The organism is Frankia sp. R43, from assembly GCF_001306465.1.
Lineage (GTDB): Bacteria > Actinomycetota > Actinomycetes > Frankiales > Frankiaceae > Parafrankia > Parafrankia irregularis.
Genome location: NZ_LFCW01000005.1, coordinates 464,908 through 483,655 on the forward strand (window position 1 = coordinate 464,908; position 18,748 = coordinate 483,655).

General features: G+C 70.9%; 14 protein-coding genes, 1 tRNA gene and 1 riboswitch. Of the genes, 7 read left to right on the forward strand and 8 right to left on the reverse strand.

The features are described from left to right. From ACG83_RS22900 to ACG83_RS22915, 4 genes are all read right to left on the reverse strand, one after another. On the reverse strand, window positions 1–1,191 hold the full coding sequence (locus ACG83_RS22900; protein ID WP_054568266.1) for a PP2C family protein-serine/threonine phosphatase: 1,191 nt from the start codon (window positions 1,189–1,191) through the stop codon (window positions 1–3). A gap of 157 nt (window positions 1,192–1,348) precedes the next feature. After that, window positions 1,349–2,167: a hemerythrin domain-containing protein gene (locus ACG83_RS22905; RefSeq protein WP_054568590.1), complete on the reverse strand. Its 819-nt coding sequence runs from the start codon at window positions 2,165–2,167 to the stop codon at window positions 1,349–1,351. Window positions 2,168–2,689: 522 nt separating this feature from the next. Next, window positions 2,690–2,845, reverse strand: a complete 156-nt coding sequence (locus tag ACG83_RS48035) for a hypothetical protein (RefSeq protein WP_152991507.1) — start codon at window positions 2,843–2,845, stop codon at window positions 2,690–2,692. Further along, a complete protein-coding gene (locus ACG83_RS22915; protein WP_083473467.1) occupies window positions 2,833–4,593 on the reverse strand; it encodes a DUF4139 domain-containing protein in 1,761 nt (586 codons plus the stop codon). Before ACG83_RS22915 ends, ACG83_RS48035 begins: the two co-directional genes overlap by 13 nt. A gap of 1,971 nt (window positions 4,594–6,564) precedes the next feature. Between ACG83_RS22915 and ACG83_RS22920 the strand changes: the two genes are divergently transcribed. Further along, window positions 6,565–6,954, forward strand: coding sequence for a hypothetical protein (locus tag ACG83_RS22920; RefSeq protein WP_006541059.1), 390 nt, complete (start codon window positions 6,565–6,567; stop codon window positions 6,952–6,954). 395 nt (window positions 6,955–7,349) lie between these two features. Then, a riboswitch (cyclic di-AMP (ydaO/yuaA leader) is annotated at window positions 7,350–7,517 on the forward strand. Between the two features lie 125 nt (window positions 7,518–7,642). Next, window positions 7,643–8,629, forward strand: coding sequence for a C40 family peptidase (locus ACG83_RS22925; RefSeq protein WP_054568267.1), 987 nt, complete (start codon window positions 7,643–7,645; stop codon window positions 8,627–8,629). 1,057 nt (window positions 8,630–9,686) lie between these two features. Here the strand turns inward: ACG83_RS22925 and ACG83_RS22930 are convergent. From ACG83_RS22930 to ACG83_RS22940, 3 genes are all read right to left on the reverse strand, one after another. Further along, entirely contained in the window at window positions 9,687–10,355 is a 669-nt protein-coding gene (locus ACG83_RS22930) for a PHB depolymerase family esterase (RefSeq protein WP_006541057.1), read from the reverse strand. 155 nt (window positions 10,356–10,510) lie between these two features. Next, window positions 10,511–11,263, reverse strand: coding sequence for a type 1 glutamine amidotransferase (locus ACG83_RS22935; RefSeq protein WP_054568268.1), 753 nt, complete (start codon window positions 11,261–11,263; stop codon window positions 10,511–10,513). Continuing rightward, window positions 11,260–12,510, reverse strand: a complete 1,251-nt coding sequence (locus ACG83_RS22940; RefSeq protein ID WP_054568269.1) for a MurT ligase domain-containing protein — start codon at window positions 12,508–12,510, stop codon at window positions 11,260–11,262. Before ACG83_RS22940 ends, ACG83_RS22935 begins: the two co-directional genes overlap by 4 nt. Before the next feature lie 386 nt (window positions 12,511–12,896). Between ACG83_RS22940 and ACG83_RS22945 the strand changes: the two genes are divergently transcribed. From ACG83_RS22945 to ACG83_RS22955, 3 genes are all read left to right on the forward strand, one after another. Beyond that, window positions 12,897–13,388 (forward strand): tRNA adenosine deaminase-associated protein, encoded by a 492-nt coding sequence (locus ACG83_RS22945; RefSeq protein ID WP_054568270.1) that lies wholly within the window; start codon window positions 12,897–12,899, stop codon window positions 13,386–13,388. Between the two features lie 94 nt (window positions 13,389–13,482). Next, on the forward strand, window positions 13,483–13,953 hold the full coding sequence (tadA, locus tag ACG83_RS22950; RefSeq protein WP_054568592.1) for a tRNA adenosine(34) deaminase TadA: 471 nt from the start codon (window positions 13,483–13,485) through the stop codon (window positions 13,951–13,953). A 148-nt stretch (window positions 13,954–14,101) separates the two neighbouring features. Beyond that, window positions 14,102–14,188, forward strand: a tRNA-Ser gene (locus tag ACG83_RS22955). A gap of 295 nt (window positions 14,189–14,483) precedes the next feature. Here ACG83_RS22955 and ACG83_RS22960 read toward each other — a convergent pair. Then, on the reverse strand, window positions 14,484–16,718 hold the full coding sequence (locus ACG83_RS22960) for an MMPL family transporter (protein ID WP_063793174.1): 2,235 nt from the start codon (window positions 16,716–16,718) through the stop codon (window positions 14,484–14,486). 335 nt (window positions 16,719–17,053) lie between these two features. On the opposite strand from ACG83_RS22960, the gene ACG83_RS22965 reads away from it, so the two are divergent. Continuing rightward, window positions 17,054–17,659 carry a TetR/AcrR family transcriptional regulator gene (locus tag ACG83_RS22965; protein ID WP_054568271.1) on the forward strand — a complete coding sequence of 202 codons (606 nt, stop codon included), beginning with the start codon at window positions 17,054–17,056 and terminating at the stop codon, window positions 17,657–17,659. A gap of 297 nt (window positions 17,660–17,956) precedes the next feature. Continuing rightward, a complete protein-coding gene (locus ACG83_RS22970) occupies window positions 17,957–18,601 on the forward strand; it encodes an NAD(P)-dependent oxidoreductase (RefSeq protein ID WP_054568272.1) in 645 nt (214 codons plus the stop codon). The last annotated feature ends 147 nt before the right edge of the window (window positions 18,602–18,748 follow it).

An 18,748-nucleotide genomic window follows, 5' to 3' on the forward strand; every position in this document is an offset into this window, starting at 1 on the left:
TCACGCGGGCGGCACCCGCTGGAGCAGCAGCAGAGCCACGTCATCGGTCAACGGGCCGCCGTTACGTTCCTCCACCCGGTCGATCAGCGCGTCGAGCAGATCGTCGGGACCGGACTCGGGCCACAGGTCGGCCACCTCCGGCAGCACCCCCTCCCAGCCGAGTGGTTCGCCGCCCGGGCCGTCGCGCCCCTCCAGCAGACCGTCCGTCGCGAGCAGCAGGGCCCACTGCTCCCCGAGCTCGACCGTCACCTCGTCGCTCACCAGCTCGTCGAGGATGCCCAGGGCGGGGCCGACCACCTCGCCCGGCAGAGCGGCGACCCGCGGGGACAGCAACGCCGGCGGCGGATGCCCGGCCAGGGTCATCCGCAGGCTGCGCCGGTCCGGCGCGATCGCCAGGGCGCAGACCGTCGCGAAGATCTCGTCGTGCTCCCGCTCGCTCACCAGCACCTCCTGCAGGAAGCCGAGGCGATCGGCGTCCGGGACGCCGGCCAGCACCAGGGTGCGCCAGGCGATGCGCAGGCTGACCCCCAGCGCGGCCTCGTCCGGGCCATGCCCGCAGACGTCGCCGAGCAGCACGTGGACGGTGCCGTCCCTGGTGGAGACCATGTCGTAGAAGTCTCCGCCGAGCAGCGCCTGCCGGTGGCCGGGCCGGTAGCGGGTCCGGTGCTCCAGCGTCGCGTCGTCCATCAGCGGCCTGGGCAGCAGGCCGCGCTCCAGCCGGGCCTTCTCGTCCGCTCGCAGCTCGGACTCACGCAGCGCCCGCGCCGCGGTGTCGGCCCGCTCACGCTCGATCGCGTAGCGCACGGCACGGACCAGGTCCCGCCCGTCCACCTGGCCTTTCACCAGATAGTCCTGCGCGCCCGCGGCGACGGCCTCGGCACCCCGGTGCTCGTCCACCAGACCGGTGAGCACGACGACGGGCGCCCCGCCGTCGATCGACAACAGCCTGTCCAGCGCGGACAGGCCCTCGCTGTCGGGCAGGCCGAGGTCCAGCAGGACGCAGGCGGTGTTCTGGGTTCGTAGAACGGCCTCCGCGACCGTCCGCACCCGGGTGACCTCGACTGGGGCGGAGACCTCGTCGAGCAGGGCCGACACCAGGAACGCGTCGCCGTCGTCGTCCTCGACGAGCAGCAGTGGCCAGCTCACGCCCGCCAGGCGTGCCGCCTCGCCCTCGGCCGCGGATGGCCGCATGGCAGGGATCTCGCTTGCCGTCACTTCTCTCCAGGCAGGGGCGACGCCACGCTGATCGGCGGGCACCAACAAATACTGACAGGTAACAAGTAATGGTTGTAGCAGCTGACTAGGAGAAGGTAGCGCCGGCCGCGCGGCGGAACGTGTGCTTACGGCCTCAATCTCCGGAAGTTCCGGTGCCCGGGTGCCCCTGGTCACCGGTCGGGCGCCCCAGCTGGTCACTGGTCGGACGCCCCAGCAGGTACCAGCCCCACAGACCGGCCGGTGCCGGCGCGCGGACCGGACGGCCCGCCACCGCCCGGGCGTCCATCGTGTCCAGCAGATGGTCCCAGTGGCCGGCCAGCCGGGCGGCGAGACGGCTCGCCAGGCCCGCCCGATGCCCAAGATGCGGGTGCGGGCGGGTCGGTGCGCGCCGCATCGCCTGCTGGACGTCCTCGCGCAGCCGCAGCAGCTGTGCACCGGCCAGCCGCTCCTCGAGATCGCTCAGCAGCCGTTCCTCCACCCGGGCGTGCGCCTGCCCGAGCTCCACCAGGTTGGCGCGGAGCTCGGACACCCCGCTGCCGGGCTGGTACCGGTCGCCCTGCACATACTGCTCTATCCCGCGCATCATGCCGGCCGCCTCGCGGGCGGTCTCGCGCAGCGCAGCGGTTCGGGCCGGCCCGTCCGGAACCGCCGTGGCGGCTGTCGGGTACACGACGCCCTCCATGACGCTCAGGTGCGCGCTGAACGCGGCGACGGCGGCGTCGATCGCATGCATGGCCAGCCGTGGATCCGCCGACGGGCTCTGGGGGCTGCCGGTGTTCTTCGCGAGCTCCTGCCTGGCCAGCTCGAAAAGATCAGCCGCATCGCGGTGCGTCTCATGCACCAGGCCCGAGAGCGTCGACACATCCGCACCACCGGCGGTGCCGCCACTGCCGGTGCCGACTCCCGCACCGGTGCCGGTGCTGGCGCTGGTCGCCTCATCCTGGTGAGCCATGACCGCCTCCCGTACGTCCAAGCTACGCCGGCCGCCCCCCGCACGCATTCACACCGGACGAACACCATGCGCACCCAACTTCGCCGGAAATGCTGGTTCTTCCCCGATCAACGCCGGAGGATGCCTACGGACCGGATGGAGTCAGCTACTGTTCAGTACATGCTTGGCAGCGTCGCACCGGCCACCCTGAACGAGGCGATAACCGTCGCCCGTTCGCGACTCGGCCACGCCCGCCGACGCCTGACCCACGGGGAGCTCCCACCGCTCGGCCATCTGATCATCAGGCACCAGCTTCCCGTGCCCGACGGGGTCGAGGCGTTGTGGGCCATCGTGTCGACCTGGCCGGATCCGCGGACGATCCACGGCCGCAGCCTCAACGACGGCGCGCACCCGGCCCTGGTCCACATCCGGATGGGCAGCCCCGTGGTCGTCCCGGCCAGCTCCGTGATCGACTGGGCGGTGATCGACGGCACCGCGGAGATCGAGGAGGGCGGGTGGACACGGGGCCTCACGGCCAGCCAGTCACCCCGAACGGCCAGCCAGCCGCCCCGAACCGCCGGCCAGCCGTCCCGAACCGCCGGTCAGCCGTCCCGAACCGCCGGTCAGCCGTCCCGAACCGCCGGTCAGACTCCTCGGACGGGCGGTCAGCCGCCCCGGGCGACCGGTCAGTCGCCCCAGCCGGTGATCTCCGCCCCGCGGGGATGCTCAAGGCGGTAGGAGAGCCCGATCTCCCGGCTCGCGCCCGGATCAAGCTCCAGGTTCCAGGTCAGCAGCCCCAGCTCGGTGTGCTCGGCCGCCGCCGGCTCGGCTGACACGTCCCGCACGGTGATGCTCTCGTGCCGCGGCACCGGCACCTGATCGCGGACCGTCACCCGGGCCCGCATGGACGCGTAGTTGGTCACCAGGATGGTGTAGGCGACGTCCGTCCGGCGGACGTTGCCTACCATGCGCCGGCCGGTGCTCCGGCGAGCCAGCCTGCGCTCGACCTTCACTCTGTCGTCCACCCCGAGCTGCAGCTCCAGCTCGCCGCCGGGCGGGATGAGGTCCAGCCTGCTGGTGCCGACGAACTCCCGCTCGTGGAAGACCGACACCCGCCCGGCCGGGAGCGTGTGCGCGGAGGTGTTCACGACCGCCGCCCGCAGATGGGCCTCCGCGGCCAGCTTCGGGACGGTCAGGTGGTCGAGAACCGCGTCGAGCTCGATCACGGCCACCGTCGCACGATGCGGGTCGCCGTCAGCGGGCACGGCCACCGGGCGCGGGGGACGGTAGGTGGACGCCGCGCCCGCCGACTCCAGCACCGCCGTGGCGGCGGCCATCGGCGGCGCCGGTACGGGCGCCCGCCGAGGCGCCGCGGCGAGTGGCATCGCGGCGCCCGCCTCGGTGGGCATGCCGCCGACCAGCACCGGGCCCCCGCCCGGCGCCGCGAGCGCCCCCCGGATGTGTACGGACTCCGGCGTACGCCGGATGTCGACGAACTGCGGGTCCAGTTCGGGAAGCCTGAATCCGCTGGCGGGACGGGCTGTCGACAGTCGAAGATCGGTCGCGGGCCAGTCCTCACCCGTGCGCTGGCTGATCATCGCGAACCAGGTCAGCGTCACCCGCTCGCCTTCCAGCCGCGCGTCGTAGCCGGACACCCACGAGGCCGACCCGACCAGGTAGGAGACCTCCATCTCCGCCATCTCCGCGGCGGTGTCGCTGTCCGCGGGCAGCTCCAGATCGGCGGGCAGCTCCAGATCGACGAGGACCGCGCGGGTGTCGGGCACCGGCTTCGCCCCGCGGGACTCGATCAGCCGGCCGATCATCGTCAGTTCCTTCTCCGCCTCCTCCCGCCGCCTGGCCAGCTCCCGCCGACGCGCGTGCACACCGGCGATCTGTGCCGCGAACGCATCGCCGACGGAGACCAGCTGGCCGGCGGCATCGACGTCCCCTGGGCCGGCCGGACGTCCGCTGCCGGCAGCCCAGCCGCGGGCCAGCGCGCCCGCCCCCACCCGCGCGGCGACGTCGAGGAAGATGCGGCGGGCCCGCTCGGTCTCGTCCTCGTCGCCGATCTCGGCCAGCAGCGCGCGCAGCTCGTCCTGACGGGCACGCAGGTCTGCCAGGGCACCGGCATCCGTTGTCGCCCGCGCCTGGGACACCACCCGCACACCCAGTACCCGGGCCGGGCCCGTCCCGCCCACCCGCACCGAGTTCTCGTCGAGGCCGATGGGCAGGCCGCCCACGACCGCCTCGACCCGGGTCACACCCTCCGGCAGCGCGGAAAGATCGAGTGGGCCTCGACGGGTCACCCTGGCGGCGGTGGGGTAAACGACAACAGCTGTGATCGGCGCGTCCAGCGCCACCGCGGCGGTTCCAGCAACCGCGGCGGCCTCGGTGACCGCGTCAGCCTCGTTCGGGGTGTCCGATGTGTCGTCCGCCACGGCAGCCATGCGGTCACCCTACGGGCAAAACGATCCTTGATCGCCGGTGGCCCGCAGACCCTGGCCAGCCCTGGTCGGCCCTGGACGGCCCTGGACGGGCTCGGTCGGGCCCACCCGTCGGGGCAGCCCCGTCGCCGCGCCTTGCCCCCGGTCGGGTTCGCCGGCACGGCCCCGCCGGCCGTGCCGGCTCCGCCGGGACGTCGTCGACCGCCGGGTCGGTCGACCGGCGCGCAGCGTCACCGGTCTCGATCATCGAGCCGCGAGTCGCGATTACCCTGCGACACGACGAGGGTGGCCGTACGGCCACCGGAGGCCCTCGGCCTGATCCATCCGCCGGCGGCGACCACGGGGCAGGTCGACATCACGGCCACACGCGGCGCCCGTCCGGTTCCCTCCCGCCGATCTCCCGCCCGGCGGCACAATCCCCCCAACTCGACCATCTCATCGCGCGCCCAGGAACCCAACCGCCGTGGCCGGTACCGATGATCGGATCCGACACCGACCATCGCAGCACGGACAATCCACCGGGACGGGTCTTCCGTCCGTGCCGGTGCGAAGTCGCGCGCCGAACCGCCGCGCCGAACTGCCGCAACGGGCAGGTGGACCGACCGACGAAAGCCTTACCTCCCAGCGGCGGGCCGATCTCTTTCCCCGCCGGGAAGAGCAGCGTCGAGCAGGTCACCCGACAGCCGCGGGCCGCCGTGGCGCGGGGCGGCAGCTGCCGCGCACAGCAATGCCGAGAGATCCGGGCAAACCGCCCCGGCTGTTTACGGCGCCGCCGTCGGCCAAACTGATCAGCGTTGCCCGACACACGCCGCAAGCATCTGGGCAGACGAAAACATGGCCCGGTGAGCCCGTCGCGGATCGCGCCGGGGATTTCTGACGATCGCCGCAGGTTCGCCCGGTGGGATCTGGCGGTTGCCGCTGGTGGTGACAGTGCGGGGGGCGGGCGATCTCCTCGGCCACGGGGCCGCCCGCGAGCGCGGCCGTAGCTGCCGGGCAGGGTCTGAGGATTGTGGTCACGAGAACAGCCGCAATCCTCGACTCCTCGAACCGCGGCTTCGAGCTGCCACCACGCCCGCCACCACCGCCGGAGGGGACCTGAGGATTATGGTCGCGAGAACAGCCGCAGTTTTCGACTCCGCGAACCGCGGCCTCGAGCCGCCGCCGTGACCGCCACTGCCGCCGGACGAGATCTGAGATCTGAGATCTGTGGTCGCCAGGGCGCGGGTGGCAAAAATCCCGAGAAGCGGCGGATCCGGGCGAGCGAATTCGGCTGGGCAGCCCGGGCTCGTCCGCCAACGGCGATCCCAGCCAGGTCCACCCGACTAACCGGCCTTGATCGATGTTGTTGCACGACAGGATCCTATTCTTAGGAAACCGTCCAAAACCGGTTCACATACTTGCTCCACACGGCGCCATCCGGATCCACCGACACATCCACACGGATCGGCTGCACACTGATGATGACGATGACCGGGCATCAGCCAGGATCGCGGCTCCCGGCCATCGCCACCCGCACCCCGCCCATGCCACGGGGCCATGACGGTCGTCGCGATCGATCACAGGCCACAAGCCACATCACTTATTGTGACGATCAGTCGGATGGCATCCAGTGGCCAGAACGGCGCAAGCCACTCGCCCGCCGCTTCGCTCCGTCACATCCGAAACCTTCCGTTGTCGACACGGAGATCTCCGATCGCTGGATCACACGGCAACCGGTGATGATCCATCCAGTCGGGTGCATCCGTTGGTCGACACCCGTCTGGTGGCCTCGACGCGCGCCGTCGTCCGTTGACTATGTGCCGGATCCTGCCGACCGCACGCCTAAAATCCCATGCGTCGACTAACGTAACCAACCGTGTCGGAACTTCGGCGATGGTCGAGAGCGGGGCGATGGTGCGCCTCCAGGCTGCCTTCCGCCCAGATCACGACGCCCCTCCAGCAGGCCCGCACCGCAGGCCGCGGCCGGAGTCAGCCATGACGCACCCCCAGCCGAGGCGACACGAGCTCTCGCTCCTGCCCGGCCGCGGCGATCTGATGGCCGAGCTCGCCAGCCGCCTGGAGGCTCTGGACGCGCTGCTCAGCCGGCTGGAGGACGCGGAGCGCCAGGCCGCGGACGCCGGCGAGCACATCATTCGCACCAGGCAGTGGCAGGAGGACACGGTCCGGACGCTCCAGGAGGAGCGAGCCCGGATGCGTCAACGCCAGCAGGCTCTGGACGATCTCGCCGAGCACGCGCGCGCGGCCGTCGAGGCCATGCAGAGCAGCTACCGCACTCTTCCGCCCGAGGTGACACAGCTCGCGATCGAGCTGCAGGTGCTCCACAACTCCGGGTTCCTGAGCCGCCGGAGCGGCCGTCCGCGCTGAGCCGGCCGTCCGCGCCGAACAACCGTTCCCCTGGGCAGGCCCGTCCACGCCGAGCCGGCCCGTCCACGCCGAGCCGCCGTCCGCGCCGAGCCGCACCCCTCCGTGGCCGTGCTTCACGGCCCGCTCCGGCGTCTGTTGCGGGCCGCCAGTTCGGAACTTCTCGTCACCTAAAGTGTTTGTCCGTGATCCTCGTGTGGCCGTCCAAAAACGTGACGTGAAGCTCAGCACCCCCTCTGACCTGGGCAGATGCGCTCCCGCAAGGGGCACTTCTTTGCACACTCGGTGTAGTTGGGGGGGACTAGTGTTTACCCACACCATCCGTGTGGACTAGTCTCGCTTGCGACGTCACGACAACACCGGGCCGAACGCCGAATCCTGCCCGCGGCCCCGGTGTCCCCTCCGAGTCGTCACCTCGGGCAGGAGCGGGGGACCCACCTCCACCGACCGGCACCAAGTAGTGGTGCGGGTCTAGGGGTGAAGTCCATCGCACGAAGGTCGCGCGACGGACCGGGCAGCCCAGCCCGAACCCGACAGCTCACCTCGCAGGCGTACGGGAAGGAACGCAACGTTGTCTGCGCAAAGCGTGCAGCTTGATACCGAGAGACGCCGGCAGCAGGAAGGCCGCGGCCGCCACCGGGCACCGTCAGCCCCCACGGCGTCGAGTCGAGCAAGAGCCAGGGCCCGAGCTGTGGCCGCCGTCACCACCGGGACTGTGGCAGTCTCCGGGGTCGCGCTCGCCGGATGTGCTCCGGACACCAACGCGGACGCTGCGTTTGATGAGGCGTCGAACACCGCCCCGATGACCCTCGCGACGCAGATCGGCTCGCGACTGGCCGTCGACGGGGCCATCCAGGTTGCGTCCGTGGCCGGCAGTGGGTCCACCACCGTGCTCGACGCCACCACCGACATCTCCGCGCCGACCCTCTCCTCGAAGGTCGACGTGGGCCTGCGGGTGACCAACCCCGAGGTCACCGTCAACGCGAACGAGCCGGTCAACATCGGTTTCTCGCTCTACGACGAGCAGACCAAGGCCCCGCTGGCCGACCAGCTCATCAAGGTCCAGGTCAAGCTGCCCACCGGGTGGGCGACCTTCCTGCACCTCACCACGGACGACCGGGGCCAGGCCTCCTACACGGCCCGAGTCCTGACGACCACCAACGTCACGGCGATCTTCGATGGTACGGACTCGCTGCAGTCCGCCCACTCCGAGAACGACGCCACCCTGACGGTTCGCCCCCCCGTGCCGGCGCAGGCCTCCCGTCAGGCCGTCCGCTCGACCGTCGAGGTCGAGACGCCCGTCGTCAGCGTGAACGTCGGAGCGAACACGATCGGCGAGAAGGCCGTCTACCTGGCATCGCTCCAGGCCGGCAAGCCGTACATCTACGGCGCGGAAGGCCCGAACTCGTTCGACTGCTCCGGGCTCGTGCAGTACGTCTACAAGCAGCTCGGCAAGAGCGTGCCCCGCACGACGGACCAGCAGTACGCGGCGACCACGCACATCTCCCAGTACAACAAGGCCCCCGGCGACCTGATCTTCTTCGGCACCCCGGGCAACATCTACCACGTCGGTATCTACGCCGGCGACGGCAAGATGTGGGTCGCCCCGCACAGTGGCGATGTCGTCAAGCTGCAGACGATCTACACCACTTCGTACCTGGTCGGCCGCGTCGCCTGAGCACCGTGAGTACCGGCCGGCCCACCTTGCTTTGCCGGCTGGCTCCGGGCTCCCCCCTGTTCACCTGATAAGCCGCACGCACTGACGGGGCAGCACGGATCGCCCTGTCCTCGGAACGAGCCGCCGCGCGATCTCCCCCTCCGGTCGCGCCCGGCTCCCGCCGCCGGGTCGGCGTTGGTCGGGATTGACTCCGGCCCGGCGGTCACCAGATCCGATGTGTGGTCCCCTGCACCGGACCGCAGCCTCACCTTCCGCAGACCTGCGAGCACGCCCCGTAGCCCGCACCGCCAGGAAGTGCCTGACGCCGCGCGACTCGCGCTCGCCGCGTGACCGTCTCGACACTTCCAGCACTTAGGCCGTTGCGACATCATTCTACTTCGGCATAAGCGGTGTAGATGCGGCGCAAACCGTCCAGAATGCGACCATCGGGCATCAACACCTGCCGCATAAACAAAACAGAACCACACGCGCCACCCACCCGGATCCGCAGATCGTAGATCCTTCCGGTGGGATGGACGTCAGATCCCCCCCCATCTGACGTCCATCCGGCCGGAAGGCCTCGGACTCCGCTGGTCGCCGTTCCGATCCCCCCCCCATTGGACCGGCGGCCAGCGGACCCTCCGCCACCCGGCCTCCTTGTGGCCTGTCGACGCCGTTACCCCCCTCCCGGCGACGCCGACAGGCCACGCGGGCCCCGACCGTGACTCCTCACCGGGATCACGGTCGGGGCCCGAACAGGAAATCGGCGCCGACGGCCGGAGGCAGCACCTCCGGCGCCCCTGGAGCCAGCCGAGAGGCAAGACCGGCAGGCCTGCTGATCCAACCTTCACCGGATCCGCAAGACCCGAATTGGCCAGCGGCTCCGCGACATCCTCGGCCGCCGCCGGACATCCGAGCTAAGTGACTAGTTCTTTGCAACTAGAGCAACTCGGCTGGAGTATGACGTGGCGGCCGATGCGGGGCCGATGGAGTCAGATGCGGGGCCGACCCCGCACCCCACACCCGTCCTCGTCGCACCCACCCTCGTCCCACCCGTCTCGTCGAGCCGGACTGTCTGTCACACGGTCCGGTGCAGGTCGCGGGAGAACTTCCACAGGGCGTCCGTGACGCCCTTGTCCCACTCGGTCTCGGCGAACCGGCCATGCGGCGTGACGTTGTCGCAGGTCGGCCCGGGCTCGGTGTCGAACTGCCCCACCACGCCGACCGCGGCGTAGATGGGCGTCGCCGAGGTGCAGGCCGCGAGCAGCGCCAGCCGGGCCCCCTCGCCCATGCCCCAGAGGTACACCCGGTCCAGGTCGATGTCGGACCGCTTCTCGTCCATATAGCGCACGACGTCGCTCAGGTACTGCACGTCCGCGCCTTTCGGGTCGTCCAGTCGCCAGGTTCCGGCGACGGCCTCCGGGAAAGCGAGCGCGAGATCCTTGCGATTCGCCAGCGAGGACACCTTGCTCCCCTCTTCCAACGTCTTCGCATCCGAATTGTCATCGTGCAGGATGATTACCAACGGCAACGGGTCGCCCGGATCAGAAGGCGCCTGGACGAGCAGTTCCCGGCCGGCCGAGGGATAGCTGTCCGGGATGGTCGCCTTTTCGACCTTTGGATGGCCCCGTCCCGCGGCCAGCCACCAGACGACCACCAGCACGACGCCAATGATGATCACGTTTCTCTTGTTCTTGCCCCACCAACCGGCAAGGGGATTCGACGCCACGATGCAACCGAACCACACCCCACGCCCGGAAATCGCCTGATTCGAAGCAGCGCGTCCCGGCAGACCCGTTCAGGACGACGCCGGAAGCGCCGGACGACGCCTGGGACAACGCCCGGACGACCATCACGCCACCCCGCCGCCCCCGCGACTGCCGGCCACCGGCGCGGGTGTGCTCAGCCCTCCGCGAGCGCGTGAGCTCTGGCGTCACGCAGGATGCCCACCTCACGCGGGCCGTCCAGCGGCGCCAGCGGGCCGTGCACCCAGGTCAGCAGCAGGTCGGCCAGGGCCGGGTTCTGCGCCAGCACCGGCCCGTGCAGGTAGGTGCCGATGACCTTCCCGTCGACGACACCATCGGTGCGGGCGGGCGTCCCGTCCCCGACGCCGACCCGGACCGTGCCGAGCGGGATGCCGCGGAAGCCCGGCAGCGGGCGGGTGCGCCCGCCATGGTTCTCATAGCCGTAGAGCGTCGGCAGGCCCAGCTGGGGGCTCGGTTCCACCACGATGTCGCCGACCGCGCGCGGCGGCGGCGGGACGTCCGGTGGTTCGAAGGAACGGCGGGTCTCGACGTCGATCAGGTTGACCCCGTCGTGGATCTGGCCGTTGCCCGCCGGGAAGGTCGCGCCGATCACCTGGTAGCCCGCGCAGACGGCCAGCACGGCCGCGCCGCCGGACACGGCGCGCAGCAGCGAGCGGTTGCGGCGCATGCCGTCGGCGGCCAGCACCTGCGGCTCGTCCTCACCGCCGCCCAGCAGGTAGATGTCGCAATCGGCCGGCACCACCTCACCGGCCGGCACCTCCACGATCTCCGCCCGCAGCCCACGCCAGCGCAGCCGCTGGGCCAGCACGATCGCGTTGCCACCGTCGCCGTAGGTGCCGAGCAGCTCCGGATAGATCAGCGCGATCCGGGTCGCCGAGGGGCGGATCACCGGGTGGTCCGCACGAGCAGGTCGCGGAACGCCGTGTAGTTCGCGACGACGTCCACCACCTTGTCGTTCGCCGCCGCGGCGGCGGCCTCGGCGTCGGCATGGACGCTGTGAGGAACCTCGGCATAGGCCAGGCGCACGCTCATGTCCTCCTTGCGGCCCCCGGTGACGAGCACCTGGCGGCCGGAGAGCCGCTCGAAGGGCACATCCCAGATCCAGGACGGGTCACGCCCGTCCGCCGTCTGCGAATTGAAGTCGATCACGACCGGCCGCGGCGGCGCCGAGTTCAGCAGCTCCATCATCTCGACCCAGCCGGCCGGGTTCTTCGCCAGCAGCAGGCGGGCCTGATGGCCGTCCTGGCCCAGCGGCACCTCCTGGTAGCGGCCCTGGACGTCGCCGATACCCCGCATCGCGGCGAGCGCGTCCTCGACCTCGACGCCGAACTCGCGCGCGGCCGCGGCGGCCATCGCCGCGTTCGCGAGGTTGACCCGCCCCGGCAGGTCGATACGGGCGGGGATGCGCCGGCCGAACCACATCAGCTCACCGAGGCCGGCCACCGAGACGATCGGCTCAGGCCTGGCCAGGCCACACTCACACCACCAGCCGGCGGCGTTGCGGTGCAGCAGCCTGGCGCACTGCGGGCAGACCATCGCGTCCGCGGTCCAGTTCTGGCCGGCCGACACCCACACCTGGCGTGACCAGGTCATCGCCGCCCAGGCCACCAGCGGGTCGTCGACGTTCGCCACCACGACCGTGTCGCGCAGCTCGGCGCCCAGCTCGCGCCAGATCGCGGCGATCCGGCGGGTCTCGTTGGACCGGTCGAGCTGGTCACGCGAGATGTTGAGCAGCAGCACCACCCGCGGCAGGATCGCCCGCGCCACCTTGGGCAGCCAGATCTCGTCGACCTCCAGGGCCGCGGGAGAGTCGTACGGCGGCCTGGCCAGCGCGGTCATCACGCCGGGCGCCATGTTCGCGCCGCCGCCGTTCGACTTCACCGGGCCCAGCGTGCCCAGTGCGCGGGCCAGCAGCCTGGTGGTGGTCGTCTTGCCGTTGGTGGCCGAGACGCAGGCCGTCGGGCGGTTGGAGCCGACCTCGGCCAGCGCGCCCGGGGAGATCCGCAGGGCGATCTTTCCGCCGATCATCTCACCGGAGCCGCGGCCCAGACGGCGGGACGTACCCGACGCCAACCGCTCGGCCGCGAGCGCAAGCTGGGTACGGGCTGTGAGCCGGCGTGGCAGGGGTGTCGTCATCGCGTCTCAAGAGTGCCATGCGCCCGCGCGGGCGTGATGCGGGCCCTGCGCTCTGCCCCTGTTTCCACCGTGTCCCGCCCTGTCCCCGCCCTGTCCGCGACCGCGCACCGCGTGTCCTTCGCACGAGTTTGCCCAGGTAGGGGAATCACCTGACGTGGGTCGAGCCCGTCCGCCGAGGCACATGTGAGGCCCACGCGAGGCACGTTCGCCCCGCGGCCACGCGGTCACGGTGCACTCATGAGTAGGAAGGCGCGGCCCCTGATGGATGAGTAGGGCACCCAGCGGTGAGAATCACAGAAGGGATACGGCATCACCCCGGGTCGGCAGGCCAGCGGGCCCCATGAGGGCACGCCCAGACCCGGCGGGAAGGGACGTGAGGACAGCCAGTGAGCACCAAGGGGATAGCGATCGCCCAGCACGGCGAACGGTGGACGGCACACGACCTCCACATCGCCGACATGGAGGATCTCGACTCGCTCGTCGACGCCATGCACGACCTCTCCTCCGGCACCGTCATCGCGTTCGTCGAGGAGGACGACGAGTACCTCGCCATCGTGCGGATCACCGCGCGGGATCCCGACCCGAAGGTCTTCCTTTCGGACCGCCGGGTCCTGTTGACCTCGGATCACGCCGAGCGCCTCTTCGCGGACGCGCTTCCGTCCATGGCGGGGTTCGACAGCGACGACGACTCCGACGAGGACACCCCCGTCGGCCAGGCGTCGCCCGTCGGCGACCTCGACCTCCTCGCCGATCTGGGGACGCCGGCCGAGGCGCTGCTCGAGCTGATCGCCGAGGAGGGCATGCTGCCCGCCGACGTGATCAGCGCCATCAGCGAGCGGGCCGGCGCCGGGGAGATCTTCGACGACGCCCGTGGCTGACGTCCCGGCAGGGGCGGCGAGTCCTGCGGGCGGGGCGACCCGGGCCGCGGACGGCGGGGCGCCGCCGTCCGGGCCGGGCGTCTACCACGATCTGATGGGGCTCGCGCTGGCCGAGGCGGCGCTGGCCGAGACGGCCGGGGACGTCCCGGTCGGCGCGGTCGTCGTCGCCGCGGACGGGCGGATCCTCGGCCGCGGGCACAACGCCCGCGAGGCCGTCGGCGACCCCACCGCGCACGCCGAGGTCATCGCCCTGCGCCACGCCGCCACCGAGCTCGGAGCCTGGCGGCTGGGCGGGACGACCCTCGTCGTGACCCTGGAGCCGTGCACCATGTGCGCGGGCGCGCTGGTACTCGCCCGAGTCGACCGCGTCGTGTACGGCGCGGTCGACCCCAAGGCCGGCGCCGTGGGCTCCTTGTGGGACGTCGTCCGCGACCGGCGGCTGAACCACCGCCCCGAGGTCATCTCCGGCGTCCGCGCGCAGGAATGCTCCGACCAGCTCGCCGCCTTCTTCGACGGCCGCCGCGGCCAGCGCCGCCCCCGCGACGGGACGGACCGGCCGGGCTGAGCCCGGTCCGCGCCCCACCAACCACGCACCCCGACCACCCGCCCACAGACCCGACCGTGGCAGGCGAGCGGGACCGGACGGCGGGGCGCCCGAAGCTCCACCCACCCCGGTGAACCGAACCGGGACGACATCGCGTAAGCTAACCCGCGGTGGAGTCGCCTAGTGGCCGAGGGCGCACGCCTCGAAAGCGTGTGAGGGGGCAACCCCTCCGTGGGTTCAAATCCCACCTCCACCGCTCCGATGGCTGACGTGTGCCCACCCCCTGAGGGGTGGGCCTGGTCGGTTCGGTTATGTCTGCCGGGGGGCAGGCCCCCCGAAACCCCCCGACCCGAAAAGCCCGTGGCACCGGTACCTGACGTGTGCCCACCCCCTGAGGGGCGGGCCTGGTCGGTTCGGTTATGTCTGCCGGGGGGCAGGCCCCCCGAAACCCCCCGACCCGAAAAGCCCGTGGCACCGGTACCTGACGTGTGCCCACCCCTCTGGAGGGGCTCGCTCTGCGGTCGCGGATCGAGGAGCGGGTCGGGGCATGTTCAGGGAGAGTGGCTGACGGTCTGGGCGTCGGTGTGTGCAGGCTGCGGTTCCGCTGTCGTCCCAAGGGGTGTTGGCGGTGCAGGTTGTTTCCTGTGCGGGCCTTCCACGGAGAGGTTGGGGAGCAGGGCTTCGAGCCGGCGTGGCAGCCACCAGTTGGACCGGCCGAACAGGTGCATCGCGGCGGGTACCAGGATGGTCCGCAGGACGAAGGCGTCCAGTGCCACCGCGGCGGCCAGTCCGACGCCGAACTCGGAGATCACGCGTTCGCCGCCGGCGGCGAACGCAGCGAACACCGCGATCATGATCGCCGCGGCGGCGGTGATCACCCGGCCTGTGGCGGCCTGGCCGACGATGACGGCCCGCCGGTTGTCCCCTGAGCGCAGCCATTCCTCGTGCATCCGGCTGACGAGGAACACCTGGTAGTCCATCGAGAGACCGAACAGCACCGGCAGCATCAGCACCGGCAGGAACGGCTCCACCGGCCCTTCGCCGAGGCCTAGCGGCTCCGAGCCCCAGCCCCACTGGAAGATCGCCACGATGACGCCGAAGGCCGCGGCGGCGGCGACCAGGTTCATGACAGCGGCGGTCAGCGGGACGACGACGCTGCGGAACGCCAGCAGCAGGAGCAGACAGCCCAGGACGACGATGACGGCGACGAACCAGGTCAGCCGCTCGGCCAGGAGGTCGGCGAAGTCGTCGTTGATCGCCGTCTCGCCACCGACGTGGACCCGCAGGCCGGTACCTCGTTCGGCCGTCGGAACCACCTCGTCGCGCAGGTTCCTGATGAGCTGCGACGTCTGTTCGGACTGCGGCGACGTCGTCGGCGTCACCTGGATCGTCTGGACCCGCGATCCTGGCAGCCGTGGTGAGGTCGCGACCTTCGCGACCCCCGGAGTTCGCGACAGTCCTTGTGCCAGCGCGCTCAGCGCCCGCTCGTCCTCGCTGGTGGGCACCTCCGCGACGAGCAGCAGCGGGCCGTTGAACCCCGGCCCGAAGCCTGCCGCGAGCAGGTCGTAGGCCTTGCGGGTCGTTGTGCCGGCGGGAGCGTTTCCGGCGTCGGAGCTGCCGAGCCGGATCGCGAAGAACGGTATGACCAGGACTGCCAGGACGGCCACCGCGACCAGCGTGAGTGCCCGGGATCGCCGTTGGACCAGATGCGACCAGCGCGTCCAGAAACCAGCCAGGTCGGCCTCGGGCCGCGGGCCGGTGCGCTCCAGATCGCGGCGTTCCCGTCGGCCGAGGGCACGCCGCCCGACGACCGCGAGCATCGCCGGGAGCAGGGTGACCGCGGTGAGCATGGTGAACAGGACCGTGAGCGCCGCAGCGACGGCGACGCCGTTGAGGAAGCTCAGGCCGAGGACGAACATCCCGAGCATCGCGATGATCACGGTGGATCCGGCGAAGAGTACGGCGCGGCCCGCCGTGTCCATCGCGGTGACGGCCGATTCCTCCACCGACCTGCCGGCCATCAGGCCGTTGCGGTGCCTGGTGATGATGAACAACGCGTAGTCGATGCCCACGCCGAGGCCGATGAGCGCGCCGAGGGTGGGTGCGAGGTTGGCGATGCTGAACAGGTGGCTGAGCAGGCCCATGCTCAGGCTCGCCGCGCCGAGCGCCGCGACCGCGCTGATCAGCGGCACGGTCATGGACAGCACCGAACCGAAGGCGATGAAGAGCACGACCGCGGCCGCGAGAATGCCGACCAGCTCGGACAGGTGCGCCGACGGGGCCAGGGTGGTCTGCACCGCCGGTCCGCCCAGCTCGACGGCGAGGCCGTCGGTCCGGGTGCTCTCGGCGATCTCCACCACTGTTTCGATGTTGTCGGCGTCGAGGTGGCTCGCCTGCCGGGTGTAGGTGATCGTCGCGTAGGCGGTGCGGCCGTCCGCACTGATCTGGCCCGCCCCGGCTGGCGTGTACGGGGTGTCGACCGCGCCGACCTCAGGGACTTTCGCGATCTCCGCCAACGCCTGTGCCACGCGTCGGCGCGGTTGCGGGTCGTCGACGCGGCCGGACTCGACCTGCCAGACCATCGTGTCGCTCGCGCCGGAGATGTCGGGAGCAGCGCCTGCCAGCAGGTCGAGTGCCTGCTTCGACTCGGTGCCCGGCAGCGTGAGGTTGTTGTCGTAGTCGGTACCGGCCGCCCGCGACCCGAACGCCAGGCCGACGGTTGCGGCTATCCAGATCAGGACGACGAGAAGCCGGTGCCGGACGCACCACCGGGCGAGGGCGGACATGAGGAGGCCTCCTGGCTTGGGTTGTTGCGCCTGAGCTCGGACGGTCGGCTCGCGGTTTCGGCGCGGCAGGCGACAGGTCGTCGCCGGACCGAGCCCGGCGCTCGCCCCAGCAGCAACAAGTGAGAGGTTGGCTCACATTTCACGCACCTAAGATCTGCGACAGGCATCCCGTTACTGGTCCCAGCGTCGATGTCGTCGACAGTAACATGAACAATACCTCATGTTAGGTCTGCGGAACACAGCTTCCTCGACCGTGGGTCACTGTTGGACCACGCGCGCGAGAACCGGCCTGATGGCCTGGTAGTACGGTGCTGCGGGGAACGGGAGGAAGGCCGATGTCGACACTCGGCGCGGGTCGCCCGCGCGCCGACGCCGTACGCAACCGCGCCAGCATCCTCAGAGCGGCCCGCGAGCAGATGGCGGTGCGAGGCGCCGACGTCGGGATGGACGACGTCGCTCGCGAGGCTGGCGTCGCTGTCGGAACCGTCTACCGGCACTTTCCGACCAAGGCCGACCTGCTGGCGGCGATCCTGGACGAACAGGCGTCGCGGATGTTCCAGGCGCTCGACGAGGCCGTCGCCCGGATCAACGCCGGGTCGAGCGCCGTCGTCGAGCTGGCCCTGCTCGCCGAGCGGATGAGCCAGGCCGCCGGACGTGACCGGGCGGTGAAGGCGGTTCTGTCCCGGCTCGGCGTCGAGGCGCCGCCCGAGATGTCACAGCGCGCCTACGGCGGACTGGAGCTGATCGTCGCCGCAGCACACGCCGAGGGTGCGCTCCGACCCGACGTCACCGCCTCCGACCTGGTCATTCTGCTGAGCGGCACGCCATCCGAGGACCTGCCGGAACCGGCTCGGCGCCGGTGGCTGACGCTGATGCTGCGAGCGATCACCAACGACCGCGGCCACGCCGCCATGCCGGACGAATCCCAAGGCCGCGAGTGAGCGGGCCCAGCAGGCTGAGCGGGTCGTAGCAGGAGGCGCTGGCTCCGCCGAGAACCGCTTCGGAGCAGCGGCGCCGACCGCCGGCGACGCGACTCGCGGCGGCCGGCGGTCGCCGCGACGGCGTCCGTCAGAGGACACGTCGGTTGGCCCGACCGCGCAAGGTGCTCGAGTTGCGTCGACTCCGGAGCGTGTCATAGTCGATGCGCAAGGTAAACAACCGTGACCATGCCGCTGTTGCACATCATCCAGCGGATCGATTTTCCACGGTGGCTCCGTAACCGAATCCGGAGGTCAGGAATGGCAAGGATCGTTGTACTCGGTGCCGGTGGTCAGGTAGGTCAGTCCATCGTCGCCGAGGCCGTCAAGCGCGGCCACGAGGTCACGGCGGTCGACCAGGACAAGAACTCGTTGAACGGAATCTCCCGGCAGGCCAACGCGGTCGCCGGGGACGTCACCTCCCGTGACGTCATTCAGAAGCAGGCGCAGAACGCGGACGTCGTCGTCGTCGCGCTGACCGGGTCCGCCCGCCCCGAGCACGCGAACGCCGCCCGCGCGATCGTCGACGTCGCCGGAAAGCTCGGCAACAAGGCTCCCGCGGTCATTCAGGTCTCCAGCGGCGGGCTGCTGGAGAACACCGACGGCGAGCGGATTCTCGACACGAAGGACTTCCCCGCCTCCGAGCGCAAGGAAGCTCTGGACCAGGCCGACGCGCTCGACGTGCTGCGCGCGGCCAAGGGCAGCGTGAAGTGGTCGAGCATCGCCCCGCCGCCGCGGAACTTCGGCCCGGGCCGCCGCCGCGACGCGTACCGCACCGCGAGCGACCGCCCGGTTGTGGACGCGCAGGGCAACATCGGAATCTCGTACGAGGACTTCGCGCTCGCCGTCATCGACGAGGTGGAGAAGCCGCGGTTCCGCAACAAGCGGTACACGGTCGGGAACTGACCTGACGGCGCAGAAAACCGCCTGAGGTAATAACCGGCGAGAAACCAGGGCCGGGCTTCCGGACATACGGTCCGGAGGCCCGGCCCGTCTGGTCGGTGACCCGGATTCACCTGTTATCGCGCCTACCCTCCCGAAGATCCAAGGATT

Coding starts and splice junctions, on each gene's coding strand:
- ACG83_RS22900 (WP_054568266.1), bottom strand. CDS start 1,191: ATGCGGCCATCCGCGGCCGAGGGCGAGGCGGCACGCCTGGCGGGCGTG.
- ACG83_RS22905 (WP_054568590.1), bottom strand. CDS start 2,167: ATGGCTCACCAGGATGAGGCGACCAGCGCCAGCACCGGCACCGGTGCG.
- ACG83_RS22915 (WP_083473467.1), bottom strand. CDS start 4,593: ATGGCTGCCGTGGCGGACGACACATCGGACACCCCGAACGAGGCTGAC.
- ACG83_RS22920 (WP_006541059.1), top strand. CDS start 6,565: ATGACGCACCCCCAGCCGAGGCGACACGAGCTCTCGCTCCTGCCCGGC.
- ACG83_RS22940 (WP_054568269.1), bottom strand. CDS start 12,510: ATGACGACACCCCTGCCACGCCGGCTCACAGCCCGTACCCAGCTTGCG.
- tadA (WP_054568592.1), top strand. CDS start 13,483: ATGGGGCTCGCGCTGGCCGAGGCGGCGCTGGCCGAGACGGCCGGGGAC.
- ACG83_RS22960 (WP_063793174.1), bottom strand. CDS start 16,718: ATGTCCGCCCTCGCCCGGTGGTGCGTCCGGCACCGGCTTCTCGTCGTC.
- ACG83_RS22965 (WP_054568271.1), top strand. CDS start 17,054: ATGTCGACACTCGGCGCGGGTCGCCCGCGCGCCGACGCCGTACGCAAC.
- ACG83_RS22970 (WP_054568272.1), top strand. CDS start 17,957: ATGGCAAGGATCGTTGTACTCGGTGCCGGTGGTCAGGTAGGTCAGTCC.